The organism is Okeania sp. SIO3B5 (assembly GCF_010692555.1).
GTDB lineage: Bacteria > Cyanobacteriota > Cyanobacteriia > Cyanobacteriales > Microcoleaceae > Okeania.
In genome coordinates this window covers 1-24,093 of record NZ_JAAHHG010000119.1, presented here as the reverse complement: position 1 = coordinate 24,093, position 24,093 = coordinate 1, and the positions used below count along the sequence as shown (strand labels likewise).

Below are 24,093 nucleotides of genomic sequence, written 5' to 3'. Positions count from 1 at the left end.
TCACCCCCTCCACACCTCACCCCATCCCCCCATCACCCCATCCCCCCATCACCCCATCCCCCCATCACCCCATTTTCTAATGCAACATTTAAGATGAAACAGTCCACTACGTTTTGTCGTGCGGAATGTAGGGTGCAAAGTTTTTGGCTCAATATGTCTCAAAATGCTAATATTTTTCCCCTAACTATCAGAAAATTTGGCCGTAGCAGATAGTCTAAACTTTTGCCTGTTGCCTTTCTGAGCTGTTGCCTCTTTTCTGCAGATTTCTAATTCTATCCTAATTCTTCAGGCGTCTTATCTTGAACTCCCTGTATTATTCTAGATAATTCACTTTTCTCATTAACTGTAATTCTAGTAGGAGAACCACTAATAATTCTTTCATAACTACGGAAGGAATCCTTGATTTCAGGACCATTTGATGTTATTGTATATTCTCTAATTCCTTTGTCATGCCACGAACCACGCATTTTGAAGACATTAATAGCGCGGGACATTTCACCACGAATTTCGACATACTGTAACATGATAATTGTATCAGTAATAGTAGAAATATGAGTATTTGTAATAGAATGAGACCCCATAAATTGATCAGTCGTATTGGTAAAAAATCCTGTTATTTCTTCTTGCTTGGCAAAACCTGTAACCCCAATCACAAATTGTCTAAAAGCATTATTACTTACTCCTCTTGCTAAAGCAGATAGAGAATCAATAGCTATTCTAGAGGGTTTAAAGTTGGCAATTTCTGATTTAATAATTTGTAAGTGGTCTTCTAAACCTGCTGATTCTGGATAGCTACACAAGATTCTTAATAATCCCTTTCTTTCTAATTCTTCAAAATCTATACCCCAAGAATAGGCATTACGAAATAATTGAGCGCGAGATTCTTCATAAGCAAATAGCATCGCAGGTTCATTATTTGTACAACCATTTTCTAAGAATTTACTTACTAAAAGAGTTTTTCCTGTACCTGTAGCTCCAGTTGCTAATATGATTGAATCTTTAAAGAAACCACCGCCACACATTTTATCTAGAACTTCATCTCCCGAGGAAACTCTAACATTTGAAGAACGTTGAGTTAGCCGCATTGCTCCTAGTGGGAATATATTTACACCATCATTAGTAATAGTAAATGGATATTCCCCTTTCATGTGGGTTGTACCCCTCAGTTTTAATATTTCCATGGTTCGCCTTCTACGCTCGCCTTCTAGAGCGTTACGAACTATCACAACATTATCCGAGACAAATTCTTCAACTCCAAATCTTGCTACTGGGCCATATTCCTCTACTCTTTCAGTAGTCATAATTGTAGTTGCACCAACTTGTTTGAGTCGGGCAACTAAACGAAATATTTCTCTTCTGACTACGGAAGCAGCATCATATTGTTGAAATACAGCAGTTACCGAATCAATAGAAACTCTTCTTGCTTTATATTTACGAATAGCATATTGAATTCTTTCTATTAAGGCAGATAAGTCAAAGTTTCCTACTATATCTTGCCCCTCTGGATCGGGAGAAGCGTCTAATATAAATAATTTCCCATCATTAACTAATTTCTGTAAATTCCAACCAAAACTATAGGCGTTTTTAATAATATCGTGGGGAGATTCTTCAAAGGTTACAAATACTCCTGGTTCATCAAAATAGATAATTCCATTATAAAGAAACTGAATAGCAAGCAATGTTTTACCAGTTCCAGATGTACCACTTACTAATGTAGTTCTGCCAACTGGCATTCCCCCATGACTGATGTCGTCAAACCCCTCAATCATGGTCCGAATCTTTTCAACTCCTACTGTTGCTATTTCATCTCTTTTAATAGATTCACTATTTTCATTCATATTTTTATCTTTGGAATATTAAAAAAAATTTAGCTATCCGCAAATATATAAGTATATCTACATATATCAGGATTATCGCATCATAATGTACGGCGTTTTTAATTTTGGTAAATACAGAGAAATCTGCTCCCAGACTCTTGCCTGAAGGCAAAAGTCTATATGCCATACCTCAATGAAAATCGCGACTATGTCCAGAGTATTTATATCACAAAATCGAACCTATTCAATTTGATGCCGATTCATTTTACGCCAAATCAAAGATTATGGTGTGAGGCTTATCGGCGATTCAGCTAAAATTTATATTCATTTTAATTGTATCAATAAGTTCATTTTTAGAGATTAAATTCGTCTTCATTGAGTTCCTCATAAAGGAGGTCTAACCCAATTAATACCTTTTCTCTATCTGAAAGATCCCCAATGATTTTTCTTACAGGCGGGGGCAATATTTTTGACAAAGTTGGTGTGGCCAATATTTTATCTTCTTCTGCTAATTGAGGATTTTTGAGTACATCTATGACTTTAAGGGCATAAACTCCTTGAAATTCTTGCTCAAGGATTTCTTTGAGTGTCTTTAGCGCTCGCACAGAATTAGGAGTATTTCCAGCAACGTACAATTTTAAAACGTAGGTTTTCTTCAGGGGACTCATAGTTATTCTGTAGTGATTTTTGGCTATTTGAGGAGTTTTTTCTTGATGAACAGAGGTTTTAACTATGTGTAAATTTTACAAAATTTACAAAAAAAATTATATTTTTTATTCATCACCCAAGACATTTTTAGGGTTTAATTTTTCTGGAACTACTATTTTTTTCTTGTAGACAAACTCTAGATAAAAACATCTATTACGAGGTAGTATCCGTAGTTCTTTGATATCTGAAAACTGTAGATTAGATAGCATTGGTATTAAAAAGCTTTCTAATTTAAACCATCGTTTTACGGTTTTTCCCAGAGGAATTATGATATTATTCCCCATAAGTCTTAAACCTTGTTTGGGATATGTCACTATTGCTAAACCATCTTTTTTTCGGTATTTAGGAATCCTTGGTTGAAAATTTAGATAGCTTTTTTTGTATTTTTTGTTTAATTCTTTATATGATTTAAAAGATTCAGCGATAGACCTAAGTATTTGCTGTGCTGCCTGTGAATACAAAGCTGACACATGTTTATTTGATTTGTACTCTTTTTCTAGGTCATACTTTCCAATTATTTTCTGGGATTTGAAAAACAATTGGCGACCATAATAAATACCACAATTAGTTAGTTTGTGGGACTCGGAACAAATAAACTCAAGAATTGATTTTAAGTCTTGATTAGGCTTGATGAGATTTTGCTGACAACCATACAAATAAATCACCTCCTTATCCTTAATAGATATTATGAATTATCTCCTGATTGTGTATTTGTAATATTAAGATTACGTGGATACTGCGGGATAAACCCCGTCGTGTCCGTTTTCATCCCCTCTCTCAAGAGTAGGGGCTTTTAACGTCCCGCTAGTTCTTTTGTCATACCGTTTCACTAAAGTCAAAAGTCAAAAGTCAAAAGTCAGATAGGGGGGAGCTGTCGGATTGGTGATGTACAGAAGTGATATTTTAGGCACTTAAAACCTTTAGTATAAAGTAATTTCAGCTTATTATTTGACTTCATCAGTTACAAACTATTTGTGACATTTTTTAAGTGAATTGGTATAAGAATATTTACTTTTGCCTACCGCTCAACTAAACTTACTCAAACTTACTCAAAAGCCTGAAAGTCTAGTCATTTGCAGTGGATCGACTACTACAGGGTTAAACGGCAAATCTTTTATTCCTTACCTCAATTGACTCAACTGCTGTACAATACCTACACAATTCCGGCAAAACTCTGAAAAACCTGGTAATGCCAGTTTTGCAGCTTGCTTCCTGCTTCAACCTGGGGAGTCGGCTCCTTCCAGTTCACAGGCGTAATTTCGGGCGCAGCCCACCCTAGTTTTTTGATTCACTTCCCCATATTGGGATAACACAATTGCCGCATTTAAGTCGCGGTCCTATACTTTCCAAATCCAACGATTCTTCTACCCGATTCCCTTGTTCAATTTGAAGGTTCATTTATTCATTATAAATGTATTTGATAATATAAAAATCTTCTACTTTGTTAAAAGTACATTATTTATTTACAAAATAAAATTTTAAATTAAGAATACTTTACCTGGTACGTATCTTGAAAGTTCTTAAGCTTACCTATATATTTGTATGTTTATAAACTTTGATGCTTACTTTTCAAGAGTATCTAGAATATCATTGCAATGACACAATATTGAGCTAGTTAATTTTTATTTTATAATTTAATTTTTTTAAGATTCTCTAGGAATAGAACGTCGATACATTTCACACAGATGTGCTATTGTATCTATTAGAGTTAATCGGTAATCAAGTAATATTTCCTCACTACGTCCTTCTAACTGCAATTGTTTAGAAAATTCATCCATTAAATCCATATGAATTTCTACAATTTGTGTTACAGGAATATCTGAGAAAAAACATAAATTGACAAACTCGTCTATTTGATTGTTAACGGAATTATCTTTAGAAAAATATTTGAGAACAATGTGACGGTATTCTAAGTTAAGATGCTCTAAAAACTTATGACGCTCCTCTGGAGGCATATTCCTAATGAAATTCATGGGATTCCTTTTGTAATACACACCTAGGTATCCTAATCTTTCTCTTAATTTTTCAGACAATCTACGTTGCTGTTGATGGAGTAAATTTTTGGTATTTTCATCGGCAATTTTGCTTGGCTTTTGAGACTTATCTGTTGAGGAATTACTTGGAGAAAGTTTCAGAAATTTTTGAATTGACTGCCCAATATAAAAATCAATTTGGCTTAGTTGTTCAATGAATAATGAAACTTCTGCATTGTGGTAAATAAAATTTGAATCGTTATGCTGTTCCTGAGATTTAGTAAAATGAGTATTAGCTAAATTATGATTTTCTTGATCGAGTTCAGATTTAAATTGTTTGATTATTACAGCAGGTAGTAAAATTGATTTATTTTCTAATTTCTCGATCAAAGAAGTTAGTTCAGAATACTCTTGGAAAATCAGACAATCTATGTTACTATTTTCCTCAACAAGCTGAAAAAATTCTCTTGAAGAATTAGTAAGTGCCACAAGATAGCGATCGCTACTTAGTAATTTCATTACTGAATTAGCAAATCGATCGTTATGTAGGTATACACAGACAGATATTTGAGTAGACAAAGGTTTAGGTACAGTAGCTAAATCTTGGTTAGGGTTGGAATCTGTAATCTGAGAAATCTCCATTACAAAATAATTACTATATTAAACATCTAAAAACAAACTTTAATAAATATTAACATATATCGTCTCTATATTTTCTTTGTAAGGAAGATAGCATAAAAAATATAGCTTGATTATGAATAGTATTTCTTTAATTATATTTAGGGCTTGCTGATTAAATATCAAAGCATTAACAGATATTGGTTTGAAGAATTTTAGGTACTGAAAAAGTACCAGCTTTTAGGTGGATGGAGGGGAAAAAGTGAGGATTTTGGGGTAATGATCAGAGAAAAACTTAGGGGCAACGCCTGAATGATTGCCTCTTATACAACTCCCCTAAATCCTAACTTTTAACTACTGCCTCCAGCATAGCTGCTTACTCCCTACCCTAACAAAAAGACTTTATTCAGCAAGCCCTATTTAATTTCCCAACCCAAGAATATATCTAACATAGCACTAGCTTAACGGAATTGTATCAGCGTATAAAGTATTTATTTATGTGGCGATCGCCAATCGGCATCAAGATTTTAACTAACTATAAAATTATAGAAGAGAAGTTTCCTACCAAGTGTTAACGTAGCTATTTTTAATAGTTTTGTAGATCGATGTGGGGATAATTTAGGTTTCGTAATAATGGCCTAAATTCTGGTTAGGTTAGTCAAAATACACTCATTGCTAAAGAACTTACTCTCAGCATATTATATGCTCTAACTGTCATGTCAATGGCCTACACTACTCTAAAAAAATTTGTATATTCTATACCAATCTGCTTACACACAGAAAATTTGCAGGTAGTATGGTCAATTTTCTGCAAAGAAAAATACAATGAGTTAGTAGTAGTAAATCATCAATACAAACCACTAGGACTAATTTACTTACATAATTTAATTCCCGATATAGATTTAAAGCCTGAAAATCAATCTTCTCAAAATCATGCTCTAACTTTGAATTGGCAAAAACCTCTATCTGAAGTAGATTCTTTAACACTTAATGGCCTGAGAGTATTGTCAGCAGATTTAACTATTACTCAGTTATGGCCATATCTCCAAGCCCAATCAGAAGGGAAAATTAATGAAGAATCTGATACATTAGGTATTGCACCTCCTAGTACACCTATTGCAGTGGTAGACAAGGCAGGTAAATTTTTAGGGCTACTAGATACCTGGTATCTACTAGAATTTATTGCTACAAATCAAGTTCTAGAGGCAAAATTGAGTAGCAAAAATAGTATCTCTGCTCCAGAAAATTTGATAAACACATACGGGAAGTTTTTACCTACACCTACTCCCAATAAAAATTTACCCCAAACAACAGCAGATACCTCTTCCTACCACTATTTATTATTAGATCTTTTGGAAACATTGCCTCTACCTTTAATGTTACAGAACAATGAAGGCGAAATTATCAAGCAAAATCTGGCATGGCGTTCTCAGATAACAAAAGAATCTGATTTGATGAAAATTGCAGATGCTGTTGTCAGTTTATCCAGCAAAAATATCAAACAACAGCCCGGAGGAGTCACAATGCCAGACTCTCTAGCAGTAGTAAAAGATATGATTACATTATCATGTCCAGCTACAACTAATTGGAGGTTTTCTCCTGCAACCCTTTTACAAGAACGAGCGAAATTACCAGAGTTAAATTCTGCTTCTAGCTTTTGTTATTACACTCAACCAAATACCTACCTTTGTACTTGTCCTCAAAAAAATGGCCAGGAAAGAGTATGGCAATTTAGTAGTCAACCATTATTTGACTTGACATTAATTTTAGCTCAGGATATCACGGAGCAACGCTTGATAGCGAAGGAGTTGGAAGCTAAAAATGCTGATTTGATTCAGCTTAATCGACTTAAGGACGAATTTTTGGCTTGTATTAGCCATGAGCTGAAAACGCCGTTAACTGCTGTATTGGGTTTATCTAGTTTGTTGAAGGAGCAAGCTCTGGGCAGTCTTAATGAACGTCAAGCTCGTTATGCTCAACTAATTCATGAAAGTGGTCGTCATTTAATGGCTGTAGTTAATGATATCCTAGATTTGACTCGCATGGAAACAGGTCAGATGGAGTTAAACTCTGAACCTGTGAATATTAAGAAAGTTTGCGATCGTGCTTTTCAAGATGCTTTACAACTTCAGAATAAAAGTCTTCAAGACTCATATTCTTCCTCACTAACTGATTCTTTAAAAACAAAATATACGTTGGAAATAGAATCTGACCTAAATAGTTTTATTGCAGATGAATTGCGTTTGCGTCAGATGTTGGTAAATTTATTATCCAATGCTTTTAAGTTTACTCCAGCAGATGGCAAGATGGGATTGAAAGTAGCTAAGTGGGAAAAGTGGATAACTTTTACAGTTTGGGACCGTGGCATTGGTATACCAGCAAATAAGCAACATTTGATTTTTCAGAAGTTTCAACAATTAGAAAATCCTCTGACTCGTCAGTTTGAAGGAACTGGTTTAGGTTTGGTATTAACTCAACGTTTAGCTCGTTTACATGGTGGGGATGTTACGTTTATTTCTCAGGAAGGTAAAGGAAGTGAGTTTACGTTAATTTTGCCGCCTAGTCCGCCTCCAAAAGATTTAGGAACTGAGGGATGGGAAACAAATGATTATCTCAAAGAAAAAGGATTAATTCCTACTCGGAAAAGTGAAGTTGGTACAAAAAAATATAATAAATTACCTGTTAATAATTACCAAGTACCTGTTATTAATTATTCATCTCGTTTAGTTTTGATTGTTGAAGCAGTGCCACGATTTATTGAAGATTTAACGAGTAAATTAACAGGTTTAGGTTATCGAGTTGTTATTGCACGTTCTGGCACAGAAGCGGTGGAAAAGGCGCGAAAATTACAACCAAAATTTATATTTCTTAATCCATTACTGCCTCTTTTATCAGGTTGGGATGTATTAACTCTGCTGAAAACGGATATTGATACTTGTCAGATTCCTGTAGTAATAACTGCAACTAGAGGGGATAAAGAACGAGCGATAAATAATGGTGCAAATAGGTTTTTAAGTTTACCTGTGGAACAATTAGGATTAGAAGAAATACTGGCAGAATTTCCTGATTCAGCATCACAAAATCATTATCAAAAGTTAGTAATTCTGCGCTTGGTTCCAGGTAAACATGAGTTTCAGCAATCGACTGAAGAAGATTCTATTTATGAGGGTAAGTTCCTTTCGTTGCCAGGAGAATATACAGTAATAGAAGCAGATGATTTAGCTCAAGCAAATTTACTTGCTAAGATTTGGCAGCCTAATGTTATTCTCATCGAAAAAATTAGTAATTCAGTAAATTCAGTTCAATTTATTCAGAAACTAAGTCGATATTCTACTTTAACAGCTATTCCTTTAGTAACTCTAGATTCTGAAACTACTCAAGTGGCTAATCAATTTAAACAACTTTCTGTGTTTCCTTGTTTAGCTTTTGAGAAAAATGACAACAATTTAACAGAAACAAAACTTGATGATGAATATTTAACCTCTGCTTTGTGTCAAGTAATTTCTATTGCTGCAGGTATGAGTTGGAAGCCAACTATATTGGTTATGGATGTGGCGAATATTACAGATTTAACAGCTCCCTTAAAAGATATTTTGTCTCACAAGGCTAAAGTTAGTTTGTCGGATTTGAATCAGGAAAGAAAGGATCTAAATTTGGCAGATGATACTTTTAATTCACCAAGTTTTTCAGCATTTATTCCTCATGTAGAAGTTGGCAATCAAAACTGGGATGAAATTACTCAAGAAAGTGGGAAAGATAGTGAAAAAAACAAATTACCAATTGATAGTACGCAGGTATTAGTTCAGTATCTTGAAACTTCTGGATTTAAAAGTTTAATTGGTAAATCTTGGATTGAGGTTTGGCAACAGTTACAAAATCAAAGTGTAGATTTGCTACTAATTTGTTTGCAGGATAAATTACCATTAGGATTAGACCAAGCATTATCTAATTTAGAGCAAATTGTCGCAAAACCTCCGATTTTGGTCTTAGAAAATTCTAATTCTCAATTACCAGACAATCTGACACAAAAAAATCTAAGTTTAGTCTTGAGCAAGATAGCTACAAAAATTTTACCTTCTGATTTATCTATAGCGGATTTATTGGAGGAAATTAAGCATCATTTGACATTTTCTGCGGTCTGAAGTCTTTAGGAGTCAGGAGCGAGAGGCTTTTGAGGCTAGTCTTGGAGATTTAGAAGATTTATATTATGGTGAGTCAATTGGCTAAATCTAAAAATTTTTAGTTCTGTTTAAGCTTTTCAAATAGGTTCTTATATCAAATCTGGATAATTACTATACCCACGTCATTGCGACGGTCACTCCGTGGAAGGAAGCAATCTCTGTGCGCCACTGAGATTGCTTCCTATCGTCGCAATGACGACTGTTCAACCGAATTTTATATTACGATTTGAATAAAGAGGAAACAAAATGCAAGAAACTATATGGCTTATTGGTAATGCCCGTAGTGGTACAACTTGGGTGATGAATCTTATTAATCATGCAAAAAAATACCGTGAAATGCTTGAGCCTTTTCATCCTAAACGTGTACAAGAAATGAATTTTTTACAGGCAAATTACTATATAAGATCAGATTCTCGACATGATTCCTTAGAAGAAATATCAGATGAAGTTTTTTCTGGAAGATTTAGCCATCCTCGTGTTAATAGAGGTTATCAAGGAGATTCCACTAACCAATATCAAAGACTTTTGATAAAAGATATTTTTGCCAACCTTTTTTCTTATTGGGTTTATCTTCGTTATCCCACAATCAAAATTGCTTTACTTATACGAAACCCTTTTTCTGTTGCTTTATCTGTACAAAAAAAGAAATATTGGTATTGGGTTACTAACCCATTAGAGTTACTACATCAACCACACTTGTATGAAGATTATTTGGAAAAGTTTGAAGATATCATAAAAAAAACGAGTTTGGAAAATGACTACATATTGTGTCAGATACTTATTTGGTGCATTGTTAATTATGTTCCATTATGCCAGTTTAAATCAAAACAATTGTATGTTTTCTTCTATGAAGATATTTATTATAATCCCAGCGATGAAATCTCTAAGCTTTTTAGTTTCATCAACTCAGAAAACCAGGAAATTAAAACAAACATAGAAAAAGAGATTGTTGAAGAGGCTAGCTGCTTTGCGGGGCCAGAAAGCAATATTCTCTCAAAAACGTGCCCAATAACTTCATGGAAGAACGAATTAGCCAGTAAAAATATCGATGCTGGATTTAAAATATTGGAACAGTTTGGCTTTGAGAATTTATATGACGAAAATTCACAACCAAACAAAGCAATTTTAACTGATATTTGTGGCATTTAATTTGTTACATTTTCTCAGAAAAAGATTAAGCATTCAGCCGTCAGTTAAGAGTTATAAATTCATTATTTTGAAACGCGGAATTAGTATCCTTGGAGAATTAAAAATTATCACAACCCAGGAAAAGCTGAGAGCTGACTGCTAATAGCTGAATGCTTACGAAAAAGAAACCTAAAATTAGGAGGAAATGTGTTTCTTGAGCATGAGCAATCAAATGAATATGATAGAGCTGTATATTTCATTTTTGATGATAGAAAACTAATTTATCTAGTAACATCAAAAGTTGCTTGTACTTCAATCAAAACTACCCTGGGAAAGGCATACTCAATTGAGAGCAACAATGAGATGGATATTCATTTAAAAGATATCTGGAATGGATACAGGAAAGTTGAACCTTTACCAAACCATTATGACACTTATTTTAAATTTGCTTTTGTGAGAAATCCCTTTTGTAGACTTGTCTCTTGTTTTCGCGATCGAGTAGAGTTTGACTCTAATTTTGAGACATATTTTGAAAGTAATTATAAACTAAATTATAAATATAAAATAAGAGCAGGTATGACATTTAGTGATTTTGTCAAAACTATTGTTACCATCCCTCATCATTTGGCTGACAGACATTTTAAAAGCCAGTATGCAACGCTTTATCATAACCAAAAGTGTAAGGTAGATTTTGTTGGTAAATACGAATCCTTACGGGAAGATTGGGCTTACATAGCCAATAGGTTTGATTTTGATCCTCAATTGCCGCATCTAAATGTAGCTTCTGCTAGTCGTAAAAAACCATACTGGGAATATTATGATCAAGAATTGCTAGCATTAGCATCTGAATATTACAAGAATGATATCAGGTATTTTGGCTATGAGGAAAATTACGATCAGCTTAGTTGTTGATTAACATACTCCGCACCAGAAATATATAAAAAATCAGAAAAAGAGTAAGTTTAAAAATTTTTCCGAATTGACAGTTAAGTTCAGTTAAGCTTAAAACTATTAGGTTATTTATGAAGAAGATTTTTGGAATTGGGTTTCATAAAACAGGTACGCGTAGCTTGCATTATGCCTTAACAAGGGTTGGCATTAATTCAATTCATTGGCCATTTAAGTATGAAAACCAAATCAATAAAAATATGTCACACAAAGAAATATTAGAAGTTCTAGCGCCTTGCTTAAAAGCCTATGAAGGGTTTAATGATGTACCGTTTCCAACCCTTTATGCTGAACTTGAACGCATATATCCTAATAGCAAATTTATACTAACTGAACGAGATTCGGAGAGTTGGTGGCAAAGCTTAATTTCTCATTGGTATCTGCTTGAAAAAACATATTTACTTGCTTCTTTCGAGTTGATTCAATATAACTCTTATGAACCTTATATAACTAAAGCAACCTTGAATGATAAAGATATTTTTATTAATAAGTTTGAAAAACATAACCAGACTGTTAGACATTATTTTGCTAATCGCCCAGATGATTTACTCATTATCAATTGGAAAAATGGAGAATATGCTTTTTCATGGGAGAAATTATGTTCTTTTCTAAAGGTAGATATGCCTGAAGATAAGTCTGTACCTCATTACAGGGGGAGAGAGATTGTTGAATGGGACTGAATAGATTCAAACCAATATCAATATTAAACTGTTAGGCATTTAAACCACATATTTGTTGTATACCTAGTTAAGAAGAAAATCCTTATTAATTTTAGTTTTTACTTTTGACTTGCTAATACTCATTTAAAATGCGTATTAGCTTAGTTCAACAATTAATAATTAATAATGAATAATTAATAATTAATAATTACCTCTTCTTGAAAAGAAGAGGTAATACTCATGCATACAATTTTTATTTATTACCCCCTTAAAAGGGGAGGCTTTAAACCACAATTTTTCGGTAATATTAGGGATGAGCTTGAGTTTTTAAGTAACCACTACTAAAATAATTAAGAAAATATAAATTTTTAAGTATTAGGATAACCTAGTGGTGAAAGAACTAAATAACTCTGCATTTTGCATTAACCTGAAACATAGGGAGGATCGCTGGAAACTATTTTCCGAGGAAATGAATAAATTCCCAGACAATTTCAACATTGTTCGGTTTGAAGCGATATATGACCCAATTGAACCTAGAATGGGCTGTGCCAAAAGCCATATCAGATTAATAGAGATAGCAAAAAATAAATGTATGTCAGCGATTTTGATCCTTGAAGATGATGTTGTGTTTATTGAAAAACCCTATGCAAAAATTCAAGCTGTTTTATCTAATCTACCTAATAATTGGGACATCTTACAATTAGGCGTTTACGAAACACCAATTGGTGAAAAGATTAAAGAAAATATTTATCAAATTTATTATGCTCAATGTACGCACTGTATTTTATATAATCACTCAGTTTACGACAAAATAATAGCCTATGATGGAAAACCATTAGGAATAGATGACTATATCTCCTATCTGGCAGCTACCGGAAAGATTAACTTATATCACCTCCATCCTCCAATTGCTTTTCAAAGAAAGGGATTTTCAAACATAAAAAATGTAGAGTTTGATTGGAATAATAATAATCACCACTTAAATAAAGATTATAAATATTATAGAGCTGTTTTTGAATCTATAAAAGAGAAAAATCTAGAAAAAATTTCGCGTAATATTGAAGAAATACGCGATAATTACTTGAGAGAACAATCGCGGATTATGCTGCATAAATTAAGCTATAATAATCCATAAATTACGGTTCTATGTTATCTCAAGAAGAAACTAAAAAATTACACATAAATATTATACTTTGCCAATGTGTAGGCATACTTCCATTAATATTCCTCAAAAATGGTTTTGTCCTCAACTACATTCAAAAATTTGGCATAGGGGATGAGGTGATAATTTTATTACTTACTTTTATTCCTAATATCATTGTTCTTGCTATCAAGTTACCATTAGCATTTTTGTCTGATAGAAAGGGAATAAAAAAAATTGGTAATATTAGTATTTGGATGCAGCTACTTGGTTTTGGCATTTTACCATTGATTTACTTTATCCCTGACAATTCTTCTTTTCTATTTACCTTATCTATTATCATATATTCTCTGGGAAACTCAATCTTTTTTTCTAATTGGTTTTCCTTAATTTCTCCACTGATTGACAAAAAAGAGGTAGGGGGATTTTTTGCCATACTCAGAATATCTGCTCGTATTACTGGACTTACTCTGACATTTATCTCCTCTGGTTTAATTGTTTTATATAAGAGCGAATATGTGTACATTTCAATATTATCCTTGATTACGTTTTTGCTAGCTATTAGGTTTAAGTATTATTCAAAAATTCCAGAATTAACTAAACCAAATAAAGATATTGGCAATATATTCATATCCTGGAGAATTCTTAGAAAGAATAGATCATATATAAGGTTTTGCAAATATTATTTTTGTATATCATTTTTAACTTCGTCGTTACCACTTTTTTTTAATCTTTTCGAGAAAGCCACCCTAAACTTGAGTGAGTCTCAGATTATTATGATGGGGTTTGTAACTCAAATTGGCAGTATAGCAGGTTTTTGGATTGGGGCACAGATAGTCGATTATAAAAGTAATCAGTATTTATTTAGAATGTCAAACGCTACATTCTTCATCATTGTAACCTTATTCATGTTTGTGAAGTCTATTGTAAATACTCCTAATATAATAACAGTAACTATTCTTACTTTTATAATGGGGCTAACGATAAGTGCTTTTAGAATAGGTGCTATAGCCGAACCTTTAAAGCAAATTCAAGAAGAGCAAAAGTCTTTTGGCATAACTTTAAGCTTGATTATGGAACCTGCCGGAGGTACTTTATCTGGTTTGATTTTATCACAGTACTTAAAGTATTGGAAAGACTTAAATTTAACTATTGGTAAATTAGCCTTAAGTCACTATGAAATTTATATAGGGGCGATCGCAATAGTTTTTTTATTCATCAATATCTTTTTTCGGTTTCAAGAAGATAAAATTTAAAAGTTAGTTTTAGATAATTTAAAAAATGTTCTCAATGATTAAAACAGTACCAAAAAAGAATACACTATCAGAAGAATTAACACCGCTATCTCAAGCTTATCAAATTGCTAGCAATATATTAATTCAATCAATACCTTTTATTCCCTCTTTTAAGAAATATAATATTACAATTTGCCATCAAAAGAAATTCATGTGGTTTCGTGTTGCTAAAGTTGGAACGCGAACAATGTTTAATGTCTTTGAACAAGCAAATATTAAACTTGATGCCGAACATGCAATGCTGTGTTATTATCCGCTGAACTTATACAAAGAGTACTTTAAATTTGCTTTTGTAAGAAACCCTTGGGACAGACTTGTTTCCTGTTGGCAACATAAAGTGATTGATTCAAATTATTTTAATTTTTCTAATTCAAGACTAATCGAAATGCAGACATTTGGTAACTTTGTTGATTTTGTTAGTGAGCTAGAGATGGATAATTGTAACCATCACATACGTCCTCAATCTAAACTAATTGATCTAAATAATGTTGACTTTATTGGTAGATTTGAGAATTTTGAGGCAGATATTTTAAAGGTAATTGAGATTATTGGTATTGGATCAATACAAATAAATCATAAAAATGTATCAAAAAGAGCTCCTGGTTATAACCAGTATTATGATGTGGCGTTAAAGAAAAAAGTAGCCGAAATTTATCGAGAAGATATACATATATTCGGATATAGATTCTAGTTGAAGGGGTGAGAGGAAGTAATTTTGTGATTACTGTAGAACCGGGTTTTATATTTGCCTAGATCGAGATTTGACAACTCTAGCTTTATTTTTTCCGCTAGTGCAAAAAGGCAGAAGGCAGGAGGCTTTAGTTATCTAGGATAGCAGCTATGCTGAAGGGAAGAAAGGTTATTGTACAAGCTTTTGAACCTTTTTTAACTGGTCAGTTATTTCCGCCATCCTGCACTAGAATGTTCAGGATTTAAACAATAATTAGTTAACTTTTCCATTGGAACTTCCGCTGGAACTTCCGCTTGCTCCCCGTTAGGTAATTTCATACTCTTGCAGACAAGATAATTTTTAATGGGATTTTACACCCTTTAACGAAGTCCATTAACATTGAAAAAATCAAACTATACCTCCTAACTGGAATTTACGAAAAAACAGGTTAAAAATAACGATTATCAACCGTCATTACGACGCTTCCAGTTATTATCACAAATAATTATAATACCTGTTTTTTAAGAAAGAAAATGTTACGAATTTAAAGGGCGATAAAAAGATTTTTCAGGATATGTCCTTAACTCACGACAAAAAATATATGTGTACGACCTAAAAAATTGTATTGAAGCCATTCATTCTGACTCCTCTCTTCTGACTCCTTATTTCTCTCTTCATTCTGACTTCTGAGTTCTGTCTCTTGTCTCCTTCATAAAAAGACTTTTCGGAACTTTACCTAATTGATAAGCTCCACGACTGTCTAAATATTGATATTGCCCAGGTTTTAATCCTACATGAATAAACTTTTTTGGATAACCAATCATTACAACATTACCAGAAGAGTCTTTCTGAACAATTTTCTCTAAATATTCTCTGGCATTTGTAGCGCGTCGAAAAAATTCTACTTGTTGCTGAGTATAAAAAACTAAACTAGGTTTTTCAAAGCTAATCATAATTATTTCTTCTCCAGGTTTTCTAACTTCAACAATAGTTTGAGCTAATTGACGTAAAGGCAATTGACGTTCTTGGTCTACTAAAAACATCATCGGATTAATAGTAAAAATTAAACAAGCTACTAATCCAATAAAGTTAGTACTCCAAATCCAAGAAGTTTGTTTTTTAACTAAAAGAAATACCACCACTATTGCTGTAGTTGTTAAGATTAATCCACCACGAGCTAATAAACCAGACTCTCTAATTAACTCTGGGAAATATGGCATTGCTGGGTCTCCATCTAACCAGTTAAAACTGAAGATAATTCCTAGAGCTAAAATAAGCAGAAAAATTATATTGGCGATAATTGAAGCAGATAAAAACTTACTTATTAATTTAGAATTATTTCTAGCTAATTTAGCAATAGGTTCAACAGAATTATTGCTGGTTTCCAAAGTTGATGTGGAATTATTAGCAGTTTTATTAGTCTGACCAACAACTAAATCTCTATTAATAATAATATCGCTCCAAAATAATCCTATTAATATTGCTGCTGCTGGCATTAATGGTAAGACATAACTAGGTAATTTTGTAACAGCGACTGAGAAGAAAACGAAGATACAAATAAACCAGAAAAAAGCAAATAGACTTAATTGTTCATTTCGAGGTTTATTACACCAATAACGACGTTGCCAAAATTTAGTTTGAGCGATCGCTATTGGTAAATAAATAGACCAAGGTGCAAAACCAATTAGTACGACTAAAAAGTAAAAGTACCAAGGTGCCCCATGATGATTAACAACTTTGGTAAAACGTTCAAAATTGTGATAACCAAAAAAACTATCAATATATTCTTTACCATTGACTAAGGTGACTAAAGAATACCAAGGCAAAGTAATAGTCAAAAAAATTAAACTACCACGCAAAATATTGATTTCTTGCCAAATTTGAACAAATTTATCTACATATAATAAAAATGAACCAATAATTATTGCTGGTAAAACAATTCCAATAGGGCCTTTGGCGAGAACTGCTAAAGAAATTAGGATATAAAAAGCTAAATACCATCTGTTAATTTTGGATTTTTTTGTAGCTATTGATAATTGATTTTTATTTGGTTGTGATGAAACTTCTTTGCTGAATATTTTGCTGTTTTCTTGCTGTGGATTTTTTTGCTTTTGAAGATAATTTGCTTGAGTAATCCAATCATTATCTTTATTATCTACTTGTGAAGCATATCCCATAAAAAAGGCGAATAAAGCCGAACACATACAGCCTGTTAATAACATATCAGAAACTCCAATACGCCCCCAAGCAATAGTTTCTGGATTTAAAGCAATAGTAGCAGCACCAATCCATGCTATTAATAATTTCACTATTAAAGATTTATTCTTAGGAGTAGATATCTGATTACTTAGACGATAATTACCATATTTGTAGAGGACATAAAATCCAAAACATACTAAAGAAGTTCCAGATATTGCCGAAGGGAGACGCACAGACCATTCATTAATACCAAAAAGATGATAAGCGATCGCCATTAACCAATAAATTAAAGGGGGTTTATCAAAGCGAGTTTCTCCATTAAAATAAGGTGTAATCCAATCTCCAGTTTCTACCATTTGACGAGCAGCTTCGGCAAAGAGTGGCTCTGTTTCATCAATTAAACCAATATTTCCCAGGTTACAAAAAAAGGCTAACCAAGCAAGTAAAAATATCCATAAAATAGAAAGTCCTAATGTTAAAAGATGATTTTTTGGTTTAGTTTTCAACCAATTGATAATTTCTAATTCTTGTATTAATTTCATTCAGATTTAATTATCCTTTGTTCGTCTTAAAATTTTCGTAAGCATTCAGCCATCAGCTATTAGCTATCAGCTATTAATTTTGAGGAAGATAAAAGCAACCTTTAAAATTGAGAAAGAATAAAAGTTACTGACAAAGTACCCTTCCTAAACCTCAGAAGTAATTACGTAAGCATTCAGCCGTCAGCTATCAGCTATCAGAAGAGTGCTTTTATCACTCACTAAAAGCAATATTTAATTAAGCTACAAAAATATGGCTAAAAGTCAGCTCCAAAGTCTATATTCATTCAAACCTCGTCCTTAAGCACAAGGTCTTATTGCTGATAGCTGATGGCTAATAGCTGAATGCTTACGTTGGAATAGGGAACACTTAACTGGGAACAGGGAAAAATCATTGATAATTTCTGTGGGATAATTGATTTTATTTTTTATTACTGGAGATGTCTAGTAGTTGGAATGTAAGCATTCAGCCGTCAGCTATCAGCTATCAGAAGAGTGCTTTTATCACTCACTAAAAGCAATATTTAATTAAGCTAGAAAAATATGGCTAAAAGTCAGCTCCAAAGTCTATATTCATTCAAACCTCGTCCTTAAGCACAAGGTCTTATTGCTGATAGCTGATGGCTAATAGCTGAATGCTTACGTAATTACTCATTACTAATTGCTAATAGCTGACTGCTAATGACTGAATGCTTACAAAGTTTCAACTCTAGTCTAGCTAGAAATTAGACCAAATTGAAAAAAGAATGTTACAAATAAACTGGCTAGTAAATAATTAGAATAACTAACAATTAATAATTTAATAATTTAGCTAAGTACCTAACACCTACCACCTACCACCTAGAAAGTTATTTGTAGCAAAGATTTATCAATTTGGTATTAGACCTCTTGCAAAAGTGTTACTTACATGAATTCAAGAGATGAAATCAACAATTCCCTATTCCCTATTCCCTATTCCCTCTATTGAAAGAGTGACCATTAATAATATTTTTTCAAGGCTTTAAAATTAACAGCCATTCTAATGTTTCTCTATTCCAAGTAGGAAATTTTGTTTCTCCTACAACATAAGGTCCCCAGTATAAACGAGAGCCATCTTGGGCAAAAACAACTAGGATATCTCCTGGTTTTAAGGTTAATTTTTCTTCTGGCAAAGAAAGTATTAATCCTCTGTTACTACCTTCCCCTGGAGCAAAATCCCAGTGAGCAGATTTTTGGTAAGATTGGTCTGAGGATTTAGCTAGTAGTGCTAGACGAATTGGACGATCTGTACAGTTGCTAACTCGAAAAGCTCCTTTATCGGTTTTTACTATGTATGATTGAGAAGTAGTTGTGAGGAGACCACATTCTTGAATCTGTTTTGTTGGAGATTTTGGTAGGGGTTTCTGAGTAGGAATATTTAATAACTGAGGTTGAGAAAATGTTTCATAATCATTTGTTTCCCAAGATATTGTCAACTGAAATCTGCCAATAATTAATCCTAACAAAAAAAATATAAAAGTAATAATAACTTGTGTATAAGGTTGAAATTTCATTTGAATTTGATTCTTTCTTTTAATTCTTTAACTGTAAGTAAGCATTCAGCAGTCAGCTATCAGCAATCAGCTTTTTTTAGGAAGGAATTAAAGTAAGCATTTCCTACGGAATGCTGCGCAAACAGCTATTAGCTGTCAGCTATCAGCAACAAGATTCTCTCGTTAAGGACAGTGTTTAAATTAACAACTAACTTTAAGGGGAAGGGAAGCAACTTTTGTAGTAAGACAATTAAATAAAGTTTTTATCCTAAACTAAAAGTAATAGCTGAAGTCCGCAGTTCCTCCGGAGGTGGCTAGCTGAAGTCCGCAGTTCCTCCGGTAGGAGGCTGGCTGACTGCTAAATGCTTACGAATTAAATACATTTATTATGGATATTTAAGGTTTTTATATTTGCTTTAAACCATACTTACAGCACTTTTTAGGATAGTGAGGTACGCTTTTAAGGCTAATCTTTTTTCCCTACTCCCTACTCCCTACTTCCTACTCACTAAAGTCCTAAAATTTTGTACCTCATCAACTCCAAAACTGCTGTAAGTGATAATTTAAGTATTTAAATCTAACTTTCTGGATATCTGAAGTTAATGGCTGAATGCTTACCTTTCACTAGGCATCCTGATTTTGTTTAAACCTGATACATTACAGCTTGCTCTTCTGCTATGTTAAACTAACTAGAGTATTTTTCACTTTCAAATTGATTTAAAAAGTAAAAAATATATATATTTAACTTGTAAGTATTCAGCTATTAGCTGTCAACTATTAGCAACAAGACTCTCTCCTTAAGGACAGTATTTAAATTAATATAGACTTCAACGGCAAGGGAGCCAACTTTTGTAGTAAGACAATTAATAAAGCTTTTATAGTAAACTAAAAGCAATAGCTGATAGCTGAAGTCCGCAGTTCCTCCGGTAGGAGGCTGGCTGACGGCTGAATGCTTACTTTAACTTCAATATCTATGCAAAATACTCGTCTCAATAGATTATTTAATGTTATTAGTCAAAGGTTTAGGCAATGGTTGAGTAATCCTTGGCGTCGAATTTCTCTATTAGTTATTAGTTTGTTATTTGGTAATTTTGCTGGGACTGCGGTTTCTACGATTGCTGGACAAGAAGGTTACTTAGATGTTATTTATGCTTTAATATGTTTGCTGATTACTGAATTATTAAACTGGTTTACTTATGGTATTAAGGGGAAAATAGCACGTTCTTTGGGAATAGATATTTTGAATGGTTTTAAAATTGGTTTTACTTATGGTCTATTTTTAGAAGCTTTCAAATTAGGTTCTTAGATCGAGGTTTTAGGTATTAGGCAACAAACTGTAATTTTGTCCGACTACTTAGCAGTTAACTAGCTTTCAACTATCAGCTTGGATTAACATTCTAGACATCTACAAGTAGAATAATTTAAGAGGGGGTTGAAATGCCATTTCAAAAGGAATTTTTCTCGATTCTCGATTTAAGTATAAATCTAAGCTGTTTGTTGACTACTGAGTTGCTGAATCCCTTTTTCAAGTAATGATTAATATATAGCAATGAGAAATAATTTGTAAAAAATCTAAGGATATATAAAAAAACTGAAACTTTTACCTCTATTCTCTGTTAATAGTTCCCTATTCCCTAAATTAAAAGATATTTTACCCGCAACTAAAATAGGATTACCATATTTATATTTCATCTTCCCTTTAAACTAATACCTACATTTCCTAAACTATAGGGTCTTGTCATTATTGTCACTACGCTCCGAAGATATGGCGATAAACTTTTTCAGCCTAAAACCTACTCCCTAATACCAAGCGTGAAAAAAGAATGCTACAAAAAGGTAGATATTGATCGGATATACTTAAAAATAGCTGCTCCAGTTCATTTGAGATATTTATATCTATCTTTTTTCCCTTTTTTTCAATATTTACCCCAACTTCGGTCTTCCCTCTTCCTTCTTTCGTACGGACGTTGCATGCAACGTCCCTACCATTTGTAACAAACATTTATCACACTTGGTATAAAACCTACCAGCTTCTCAAATAATTTGATTTTTATGGAATTTTCTAATTTATCTCTAGTAAAAATTTTAGAAGCTTTAAAACTAGGAAAGCTTCTAGGGAAAAAAGATTTAGAAATCTTAGAAACTCAGGAATTAATAGACCGAAAACGTGCCCGGGTTTTTAACATTACTTCAGAAAATGTCAGAGAAGTAATTAGAGAGCGATCGCTTATATTTCAATCTGTAATTACTGACTATCATAAATTACCATTGAAGGATAATAATACTTTAGAAAATTTATGGAAATTTTGGTTGCCTTTAGGGATAAAAATAGCAGATAAACGTCACAATTTAAGCCATCCATTAGTGCAAGGTATTTTAGGGGCACAAGGAACAGGTAAAACTACTCTAGCTCAAATTTTAATCTTGATTTTAGATAAACTTGGCTACAATACAATAGCTATTTCTATTGATGATATTTATAAAACCTACCCTGAACGTCAACTATTACAAAAACAAGATTCCCGATTAATTTGGCGCGGTCCTCCAGGGACCCATGATATTAGTTTAGGAATAGAAACTTTAGATAAATTAAGTCAGTCTTATAATCAAAATTCCGATAATTTAATTCCAATTCCCAGATTTAATAAATCTCTTTTTAATGGTGCTGGAGATAGAATTGAACCTGAGATAGTAAGTAAAGTTGATATTGTTTTATTTGAAGGTTGGTTTGTTGGAGTTAGACCAATTTCTGAGAAAGCTTTTAATGTTGCACCATCACCTATTATTACAGAAACAGACCGGGAATTTGCCCGTGATATGAATTTAAAATTAATAGACTATTTACCTCTTTGGCAAAAGTTAGATAAATTAATAGTTTTATACCCTACTGATTATCGCTTTTCTCAACAATGGCGACAACAAGCAGAACAACAAATGATTGCTTCTGGAAAGTCGGGAATGAGCGACAAGCAAATTGAAAAATTTGTCGAGTATTTTTGGAAAGCATTACATCCAGAATTATTTATTAAACCACTGGTGAAAAATACTGAATTAGTAGATTTAATCATAGAAATTAATTCCGATCATTCCGTTGGTAAAATTTATCAACCAAATTATTTAAGTTGAACAACAAGACTTGATTTTTTACTATTTATTTATATCATGTTCGGATAATCAGTTATAAAAAAACTTTATCCCTTTTAATCCTTTCTTCCCTTCTGCCTCCAGCATAGCTGCCTCCTGCCTTCCTTCCTCCAAAGTGTAAGTATTCAACCGAACATGATATTAGAGGTTGTCTGAGAAGTCCCATTTGCTATATCCAAGCTTTCTAAATCACCCAAAATTGGGGGACTTTTAGAAGCAAATTGACTCTTGTTCACCCCAAAGTTGGGGGGCTAGGGGGGCAATATTCAGTATCAAAAAAACTTTTCAGATATCCTCTTAAAGTTTTGGCAAAGAGAACGTGAAACGAAAAATATACAGCAGATTCTAAGTATATAAAGTACAAAGATTAACAATTAAATGAATGCAAGTGCGGACATCTTGCCCGCAATGGGTGTACCTCACTAAAACGGAATCTGCTGTATAACCCAACAGGATGGTAAGCAGTGATAAAAATTCAATTTCTTTCATTTTCTCTTGTCAACACTGACCATCCTAAAACGTAAGCATTCCGCTCTTAGCAGTCAGCACTTCAGCAAATAATAAATAATTCCTTCTCAGATTGAAGAAGCGTACCTTGGCAGTAACTTTTAATTCTCTCTTAATTTTTCAATTACTTTGACTTTTCCTACTATCATAAATAGCTGATAGCTGATAGCTGATGGCTGAATGCTTACCCTAAAACTACTTAGAACTGTATATTTAGTTTGACTTCAAACTATTTATTTATAAACCCTTTCTTTACCTTCTTCTTGAACTTCAGGATCTACTTCAGGAACTACTTTAGGACTCACTTCAGGAACTACTTCAGGGACTACTTTTTCTGGAGCACAAGCAATAAAATTAGTTAATAAACATACACTTGGACCTATACTTGTACCACGCAAATTAACCCCCTCCAAATTAGCTCCACTCAGATTAGCAAGAGTTATATTTGTTTCAATTAATTTTGCCTTAGCAAGGTTAGCATTAGAAAAATTTACATCTTTCAAATTTGCTTGACGCATATCAGCATTAAAAAGGTTGGACTCACTCATATTGGCATTTTCTAAATTAGCTCTAAACCAATATGACTGACGTAAATTTGCATTAGAAAAATTAGCCCCACTAACAACAGATTCAATCAAATTAGCTTCAAATAGATTAGCATTTTCTAAAGTTGCTCCTGTCAGATAAACTCTAGATAAATTAGCATGAGCTAGATAAGCATCTGTTAAATCTGCACCTCGAAGATCCGCATCATTCATTTTTACTCTAGAGAGATTGGCATTAGAAAGATTAGCACCAATAAGATTAGTAAAAGCAAGATTAGCTCCAGATAAATTTGCTCCTTCAAGATTAGCACCTTCAAGGTCAGCTCCAATTAGTCGAGTAGGATTGGTCTGTTACCAGACCTCACCCCTCTAAGAACCGTACATGAGCCTTTCAACTCATACGGCTCAAGCCATACTTCAAGCCTTATTTCACTCGGATTTATGTACCTGCTTATGACACATTTTATGTAGGTGTATAAGGTTATTCACGTCATCTGAACCGCCTTTCAC

At 33.1% G+C, this 24,093-nt stretch carries 18 protein-coding genes; 10 read left to right on the top strand and 8 right to left on the bottom strand.

The genetic code is table 11. The annotated features are described in order from the left end of the window. Positions 1-213 (top strand): hypothetical protein (locus F6K54_RS17560; protein WP_293079787.1); only part of this gene is annotated, 213 nt, incomplete at its 5' end. A 59-nt stretch (positions 214-272) separates the two neighbouring features. On the opposite strand, the gene kaiC is transcribed toward F6K54_RS17560, so the two are convergent. From kaiC to F6K54_RS17540, 4 genes are all read right to left on the bottom strand, one after another. Next, entirely contained in the window at positions 273-1,838 is a 1,566-nt protein-coding gene (kaiC, locus tag F6K54_RS17555; protein WP_293079784.1) for a circadian clock protein KaiC, read from the bottom strand. A gap of 332 nt (positions 1,839-2,170) precedes the next feature. Continuing rightward, complete coding sequence (gene kaiB, locus F6K54_RS17550) at positions 2,171-2,485, bottom strand: circadian clock protein KaiB (protein WP_124155262.1); 315 nt, start codon at positions 2,483-2,485, stop codon at positions 2,171-2,173. Between the two features lie 105 nt (positions 2,486-2,590). Then, positions 2,591-3,181 (bottom strand): hypothetical protein, encoded by a 591-nt coding sequence (locus F6K54_RS17545; protein WP_293079776.1) that lies wholly within the window; start codon positions 3,179-3,181, stop codon positions 2,591-2,593. Positions 3,182-4,168: 987 nt separating this feature from the next. Continuing rightward, entirely contained in the window at positions 4,169-5,140 is a 972-nt protein-coding gene (locus F6K54_RS17540; RefSeq protein WP_293079773.1) for a circadian clock protein KaiA, read from the bottom strand. Positions 5,141-5,832: 692 nt separating this feature from the next. Between F6K54_RS17540 and F6K54_RS17535 the strand changes: the two genes are divergently transcribed. From F6K54_RS17535 to F6K54_RS17505, 7 genes are all read left to right on the top strand, one after another. Then, positions 5,833-9,258 carry a hybrid sensor histidine kinase/response regulator gene (locus F6K54_RS17535; protein ID WP_293079770.1) on the top strand — a complete coding sequence of 1,142 codons (3,426 nt, stop codon included), beginning with the start codon at positions 5,833-5,835 and terminating at the stop codon, positions 9,256-9,258. 285 nt (positions 9,259-9,543) lie between these two features. After that, positions 9,544-10,446, top strand: a complete 903-nt coding sequence (locus F6K54_RS17530; protein WP_293079767.1) for a sulfotransferase domain-containing protein — start codon at positions 9,544-9,546, stop codon at positions 10,444-10,446. Between the two features lie 186 nt (positions 10,447-10,632). Continuing rightward, entirely contained in the window at positions 10,633-11,337 is a 705-nt protein-coding gene (locus F6K54_RS17525) for a sulfotransferase family protein (RefSeq protein WP_293079765.1), read from the top strand. A gap of 110 nt (positions 11,338-11,447) precedes the next feature. Continuing rightward, on the top strand, positions 11,448-12,053 hold the full coding sequence (locus tag F6K54_RS17520) for a sulfotransferase (protein WP_293079762.1): 606 nt from the start codon (positions 11,448-11,450) through the stop codon (positions 12,051-12,053). Between the two features lie 367 nt (positions 12,054-12,420). Further along, complete coding sequence (locus F6K54_RS17515) at positions 12,421-13,167, top strand: glycosyltransferase family 25 protein (RefSeq protein ID WP_293079759.1); 747 nt, start codon at positions 12,421-12,423, stop codon at positions 13,165-13,167. Between the two features lie 11 nt (positions 13,168-13,178). Then, the gene (locus F6K54_RS17510) at positions 13,179-14,429 is read left to right on the top strand and encodes an MFS transporter (protein WP_293079756.1); all 1,251 of its coding nucleotides are present in this window, start codon (positions 13,179-13,181) and stop codon (positions 14,427-14,429) included. A 34-nt stretch (positions 14,430-14,463) separates the two neighbouring features. Next, a complete protein-coding gene (locus F6K54_RS17505) occupies positions 14,464-15,159 on the top strand; it encodes a sulfotransferase family 2 domain-containing protein (RefSeq protein ID WP_293079753.1) in 696 nt (231 codons plus the stop codon). Positions 15,160-15,812: 653 nt separating this feature from the next. Here the strand turns inward: F6K54_RS17505 and F6K54_RS17500 are convergent. Both F6K54_RS17500 and F6K54_RS17495 read right to left on the bottom strand, forming a co-directional pair. Next, positions 15,813-17,879 carry a glycosyltransferase family 39 protein gene (locus F6K54_RS17500; protein WP_293079751.1) on the bottom strand — a complete coding sequence of 689 codons (2,067 nt, stop codon included), beginning with the start codon at positions 17,877-17,879 and terminating at the stop codon, positions 15,813-15,815. Between the two features lie 989 nt (positions 17,880-18,868). Then, positions 18,869-19,408: a hypothetical protein gene (locus tag F6K54_RS17495; RefSeq protein WP_293079748.1), complete on the bottom strand. Its 540-nt coding sequence runs from the start codon at positions 19,406-19,408 to the stop codon at positions 18,869-18,871. Between the two features lie 952 nt (positions 19,409-20,360). Between F6K54_RS17495 and F6K54_RS17490 the strand changes: the two genes are divergently transcribed. After that, positions 20,361-20,693 carry a DUF565 domain-containing protein gene (locus F6K54_RS17490; protein ID WP_293079745.1) on the top strand — a complete coding sequence of 111 codons (333 nt, stop codon included), beginning with the start codon at positions 20,361-20,363 and terminating at the stop codon, positions 20,691-20,693. 746 nt (positions 20,694-21,439) lie between these two features. Beyond that, complete coding sequence (locus F6K54_RS17485) at positions 21,440-22,513, top strand: glycerate kinase (RefSeq protein ID WP_293079742.1); 1,074 nt, start codon at positions 21,440-21,442, stop codon at positions 22,511-22,513. 758 nt (positions 22,514-23,271) lie between these two features. On the opposite strand, the gene F6K54_RS17480 is transcribed toward F6K54_RS17485, so the two are convergent. Next, a complete protein-coding gene (locus tag F6K54_RS17480) occupies positions 23,272-23,913 on the bottom strand; it encodes a pentapeptide repeat-containing protein (RefSeq protein WP_293079790.1) in 642 nt (213 codons plus the stop codon). Between the two features lie 99 nt (positions 23,914-24,012). Further along, a complete protein-coding gene (locus tag F6K54_RS42975) occupies positions 24,013-24,093 on the bottom strand; it encodes an HNH endonuclease (protein WP_366558156.1) in 81 nt (26 codons plus the stop codon).

Coding starts and splice junctions, on each gene's coding strand:
- kaiC (WP_293079784.1), bottom strand. CDS start 1,838: ATGAATGAAAATAGTGAATCTATTAAAAGAGATGAAATAGCAACAGTA.
- kaiB (WP_124155262.1), bottom strand. CDS start 2,485: ATGAGTCCCCTGAAGAAAACCTACGTTTTAAAATTGTACGTTGCTGGA.
- F6K54_RS17540 (WP_293079773.1), bottom strand. CDS start 5,140: ATGGAGATTTCTCAGATTACAGATTCCAACCCTAACCAAGATTTAGCT.
- F6K54_RS17535 (WP_293079770.1), top strand. CDS start 5,833: ATGTCAATGGCCTACACTACTCTAAAAAAATTTGTATATTCTATACCA.
- F6K54_RS17530 (WP_293079767.1), top strand. CDS start 9,544: ATGCAAGAAACTATATGGCTTATTGGTAATGCCCGTAGTGGTACAACT.
- F6K54_RS17520 (WP_293079762.1), top strand. CDS start 11,448: ATGAAGAAGATTTTTGGAATTGGGTTTCATAAAACAGGTACGCGTAGC.
- F6K54_RS17510 (WP_293079756.1), top strand. CDS start 13,179: ATGTTATCTCAAGAAGAAACTAAAAAATTACACATAAATATTATACTT.
- F6K54_RS17505 (WP_293079753.1), top strand. CDS start 14,464: ATGATTAAAACAGTACCAAAAAAGAATACACTATCAGAAGAATTAACA.
- F6K54_RS17500 (WP_293079751.1), bottom strand. CDS start 17,879: ATGAAATTAATACAAGAATTAGAAATTATCAATTGGTTGAAAACTAAA.
- F6K54_RS17495 (WP_293079748.1), bottom strand. CDS start 19,408: ATGAAATTTCAACCTTATACACAAGTTATTATTACTTTTATATTTTTT.
- F6K54_RS17490 (WP_293079745.1), top strand. CDS start 20,361: ATGCAAAATACTCGTCTCAATAGATTATTTAATGTTATTAGTCAAAGG.
- F6K54_RS17485 (WP_293079742.1), top strand. CDS start 21,440: ATGGAATTTTCTAATTTATCTCTAGTAAAAATTTTAGAAGCTTTAAAA.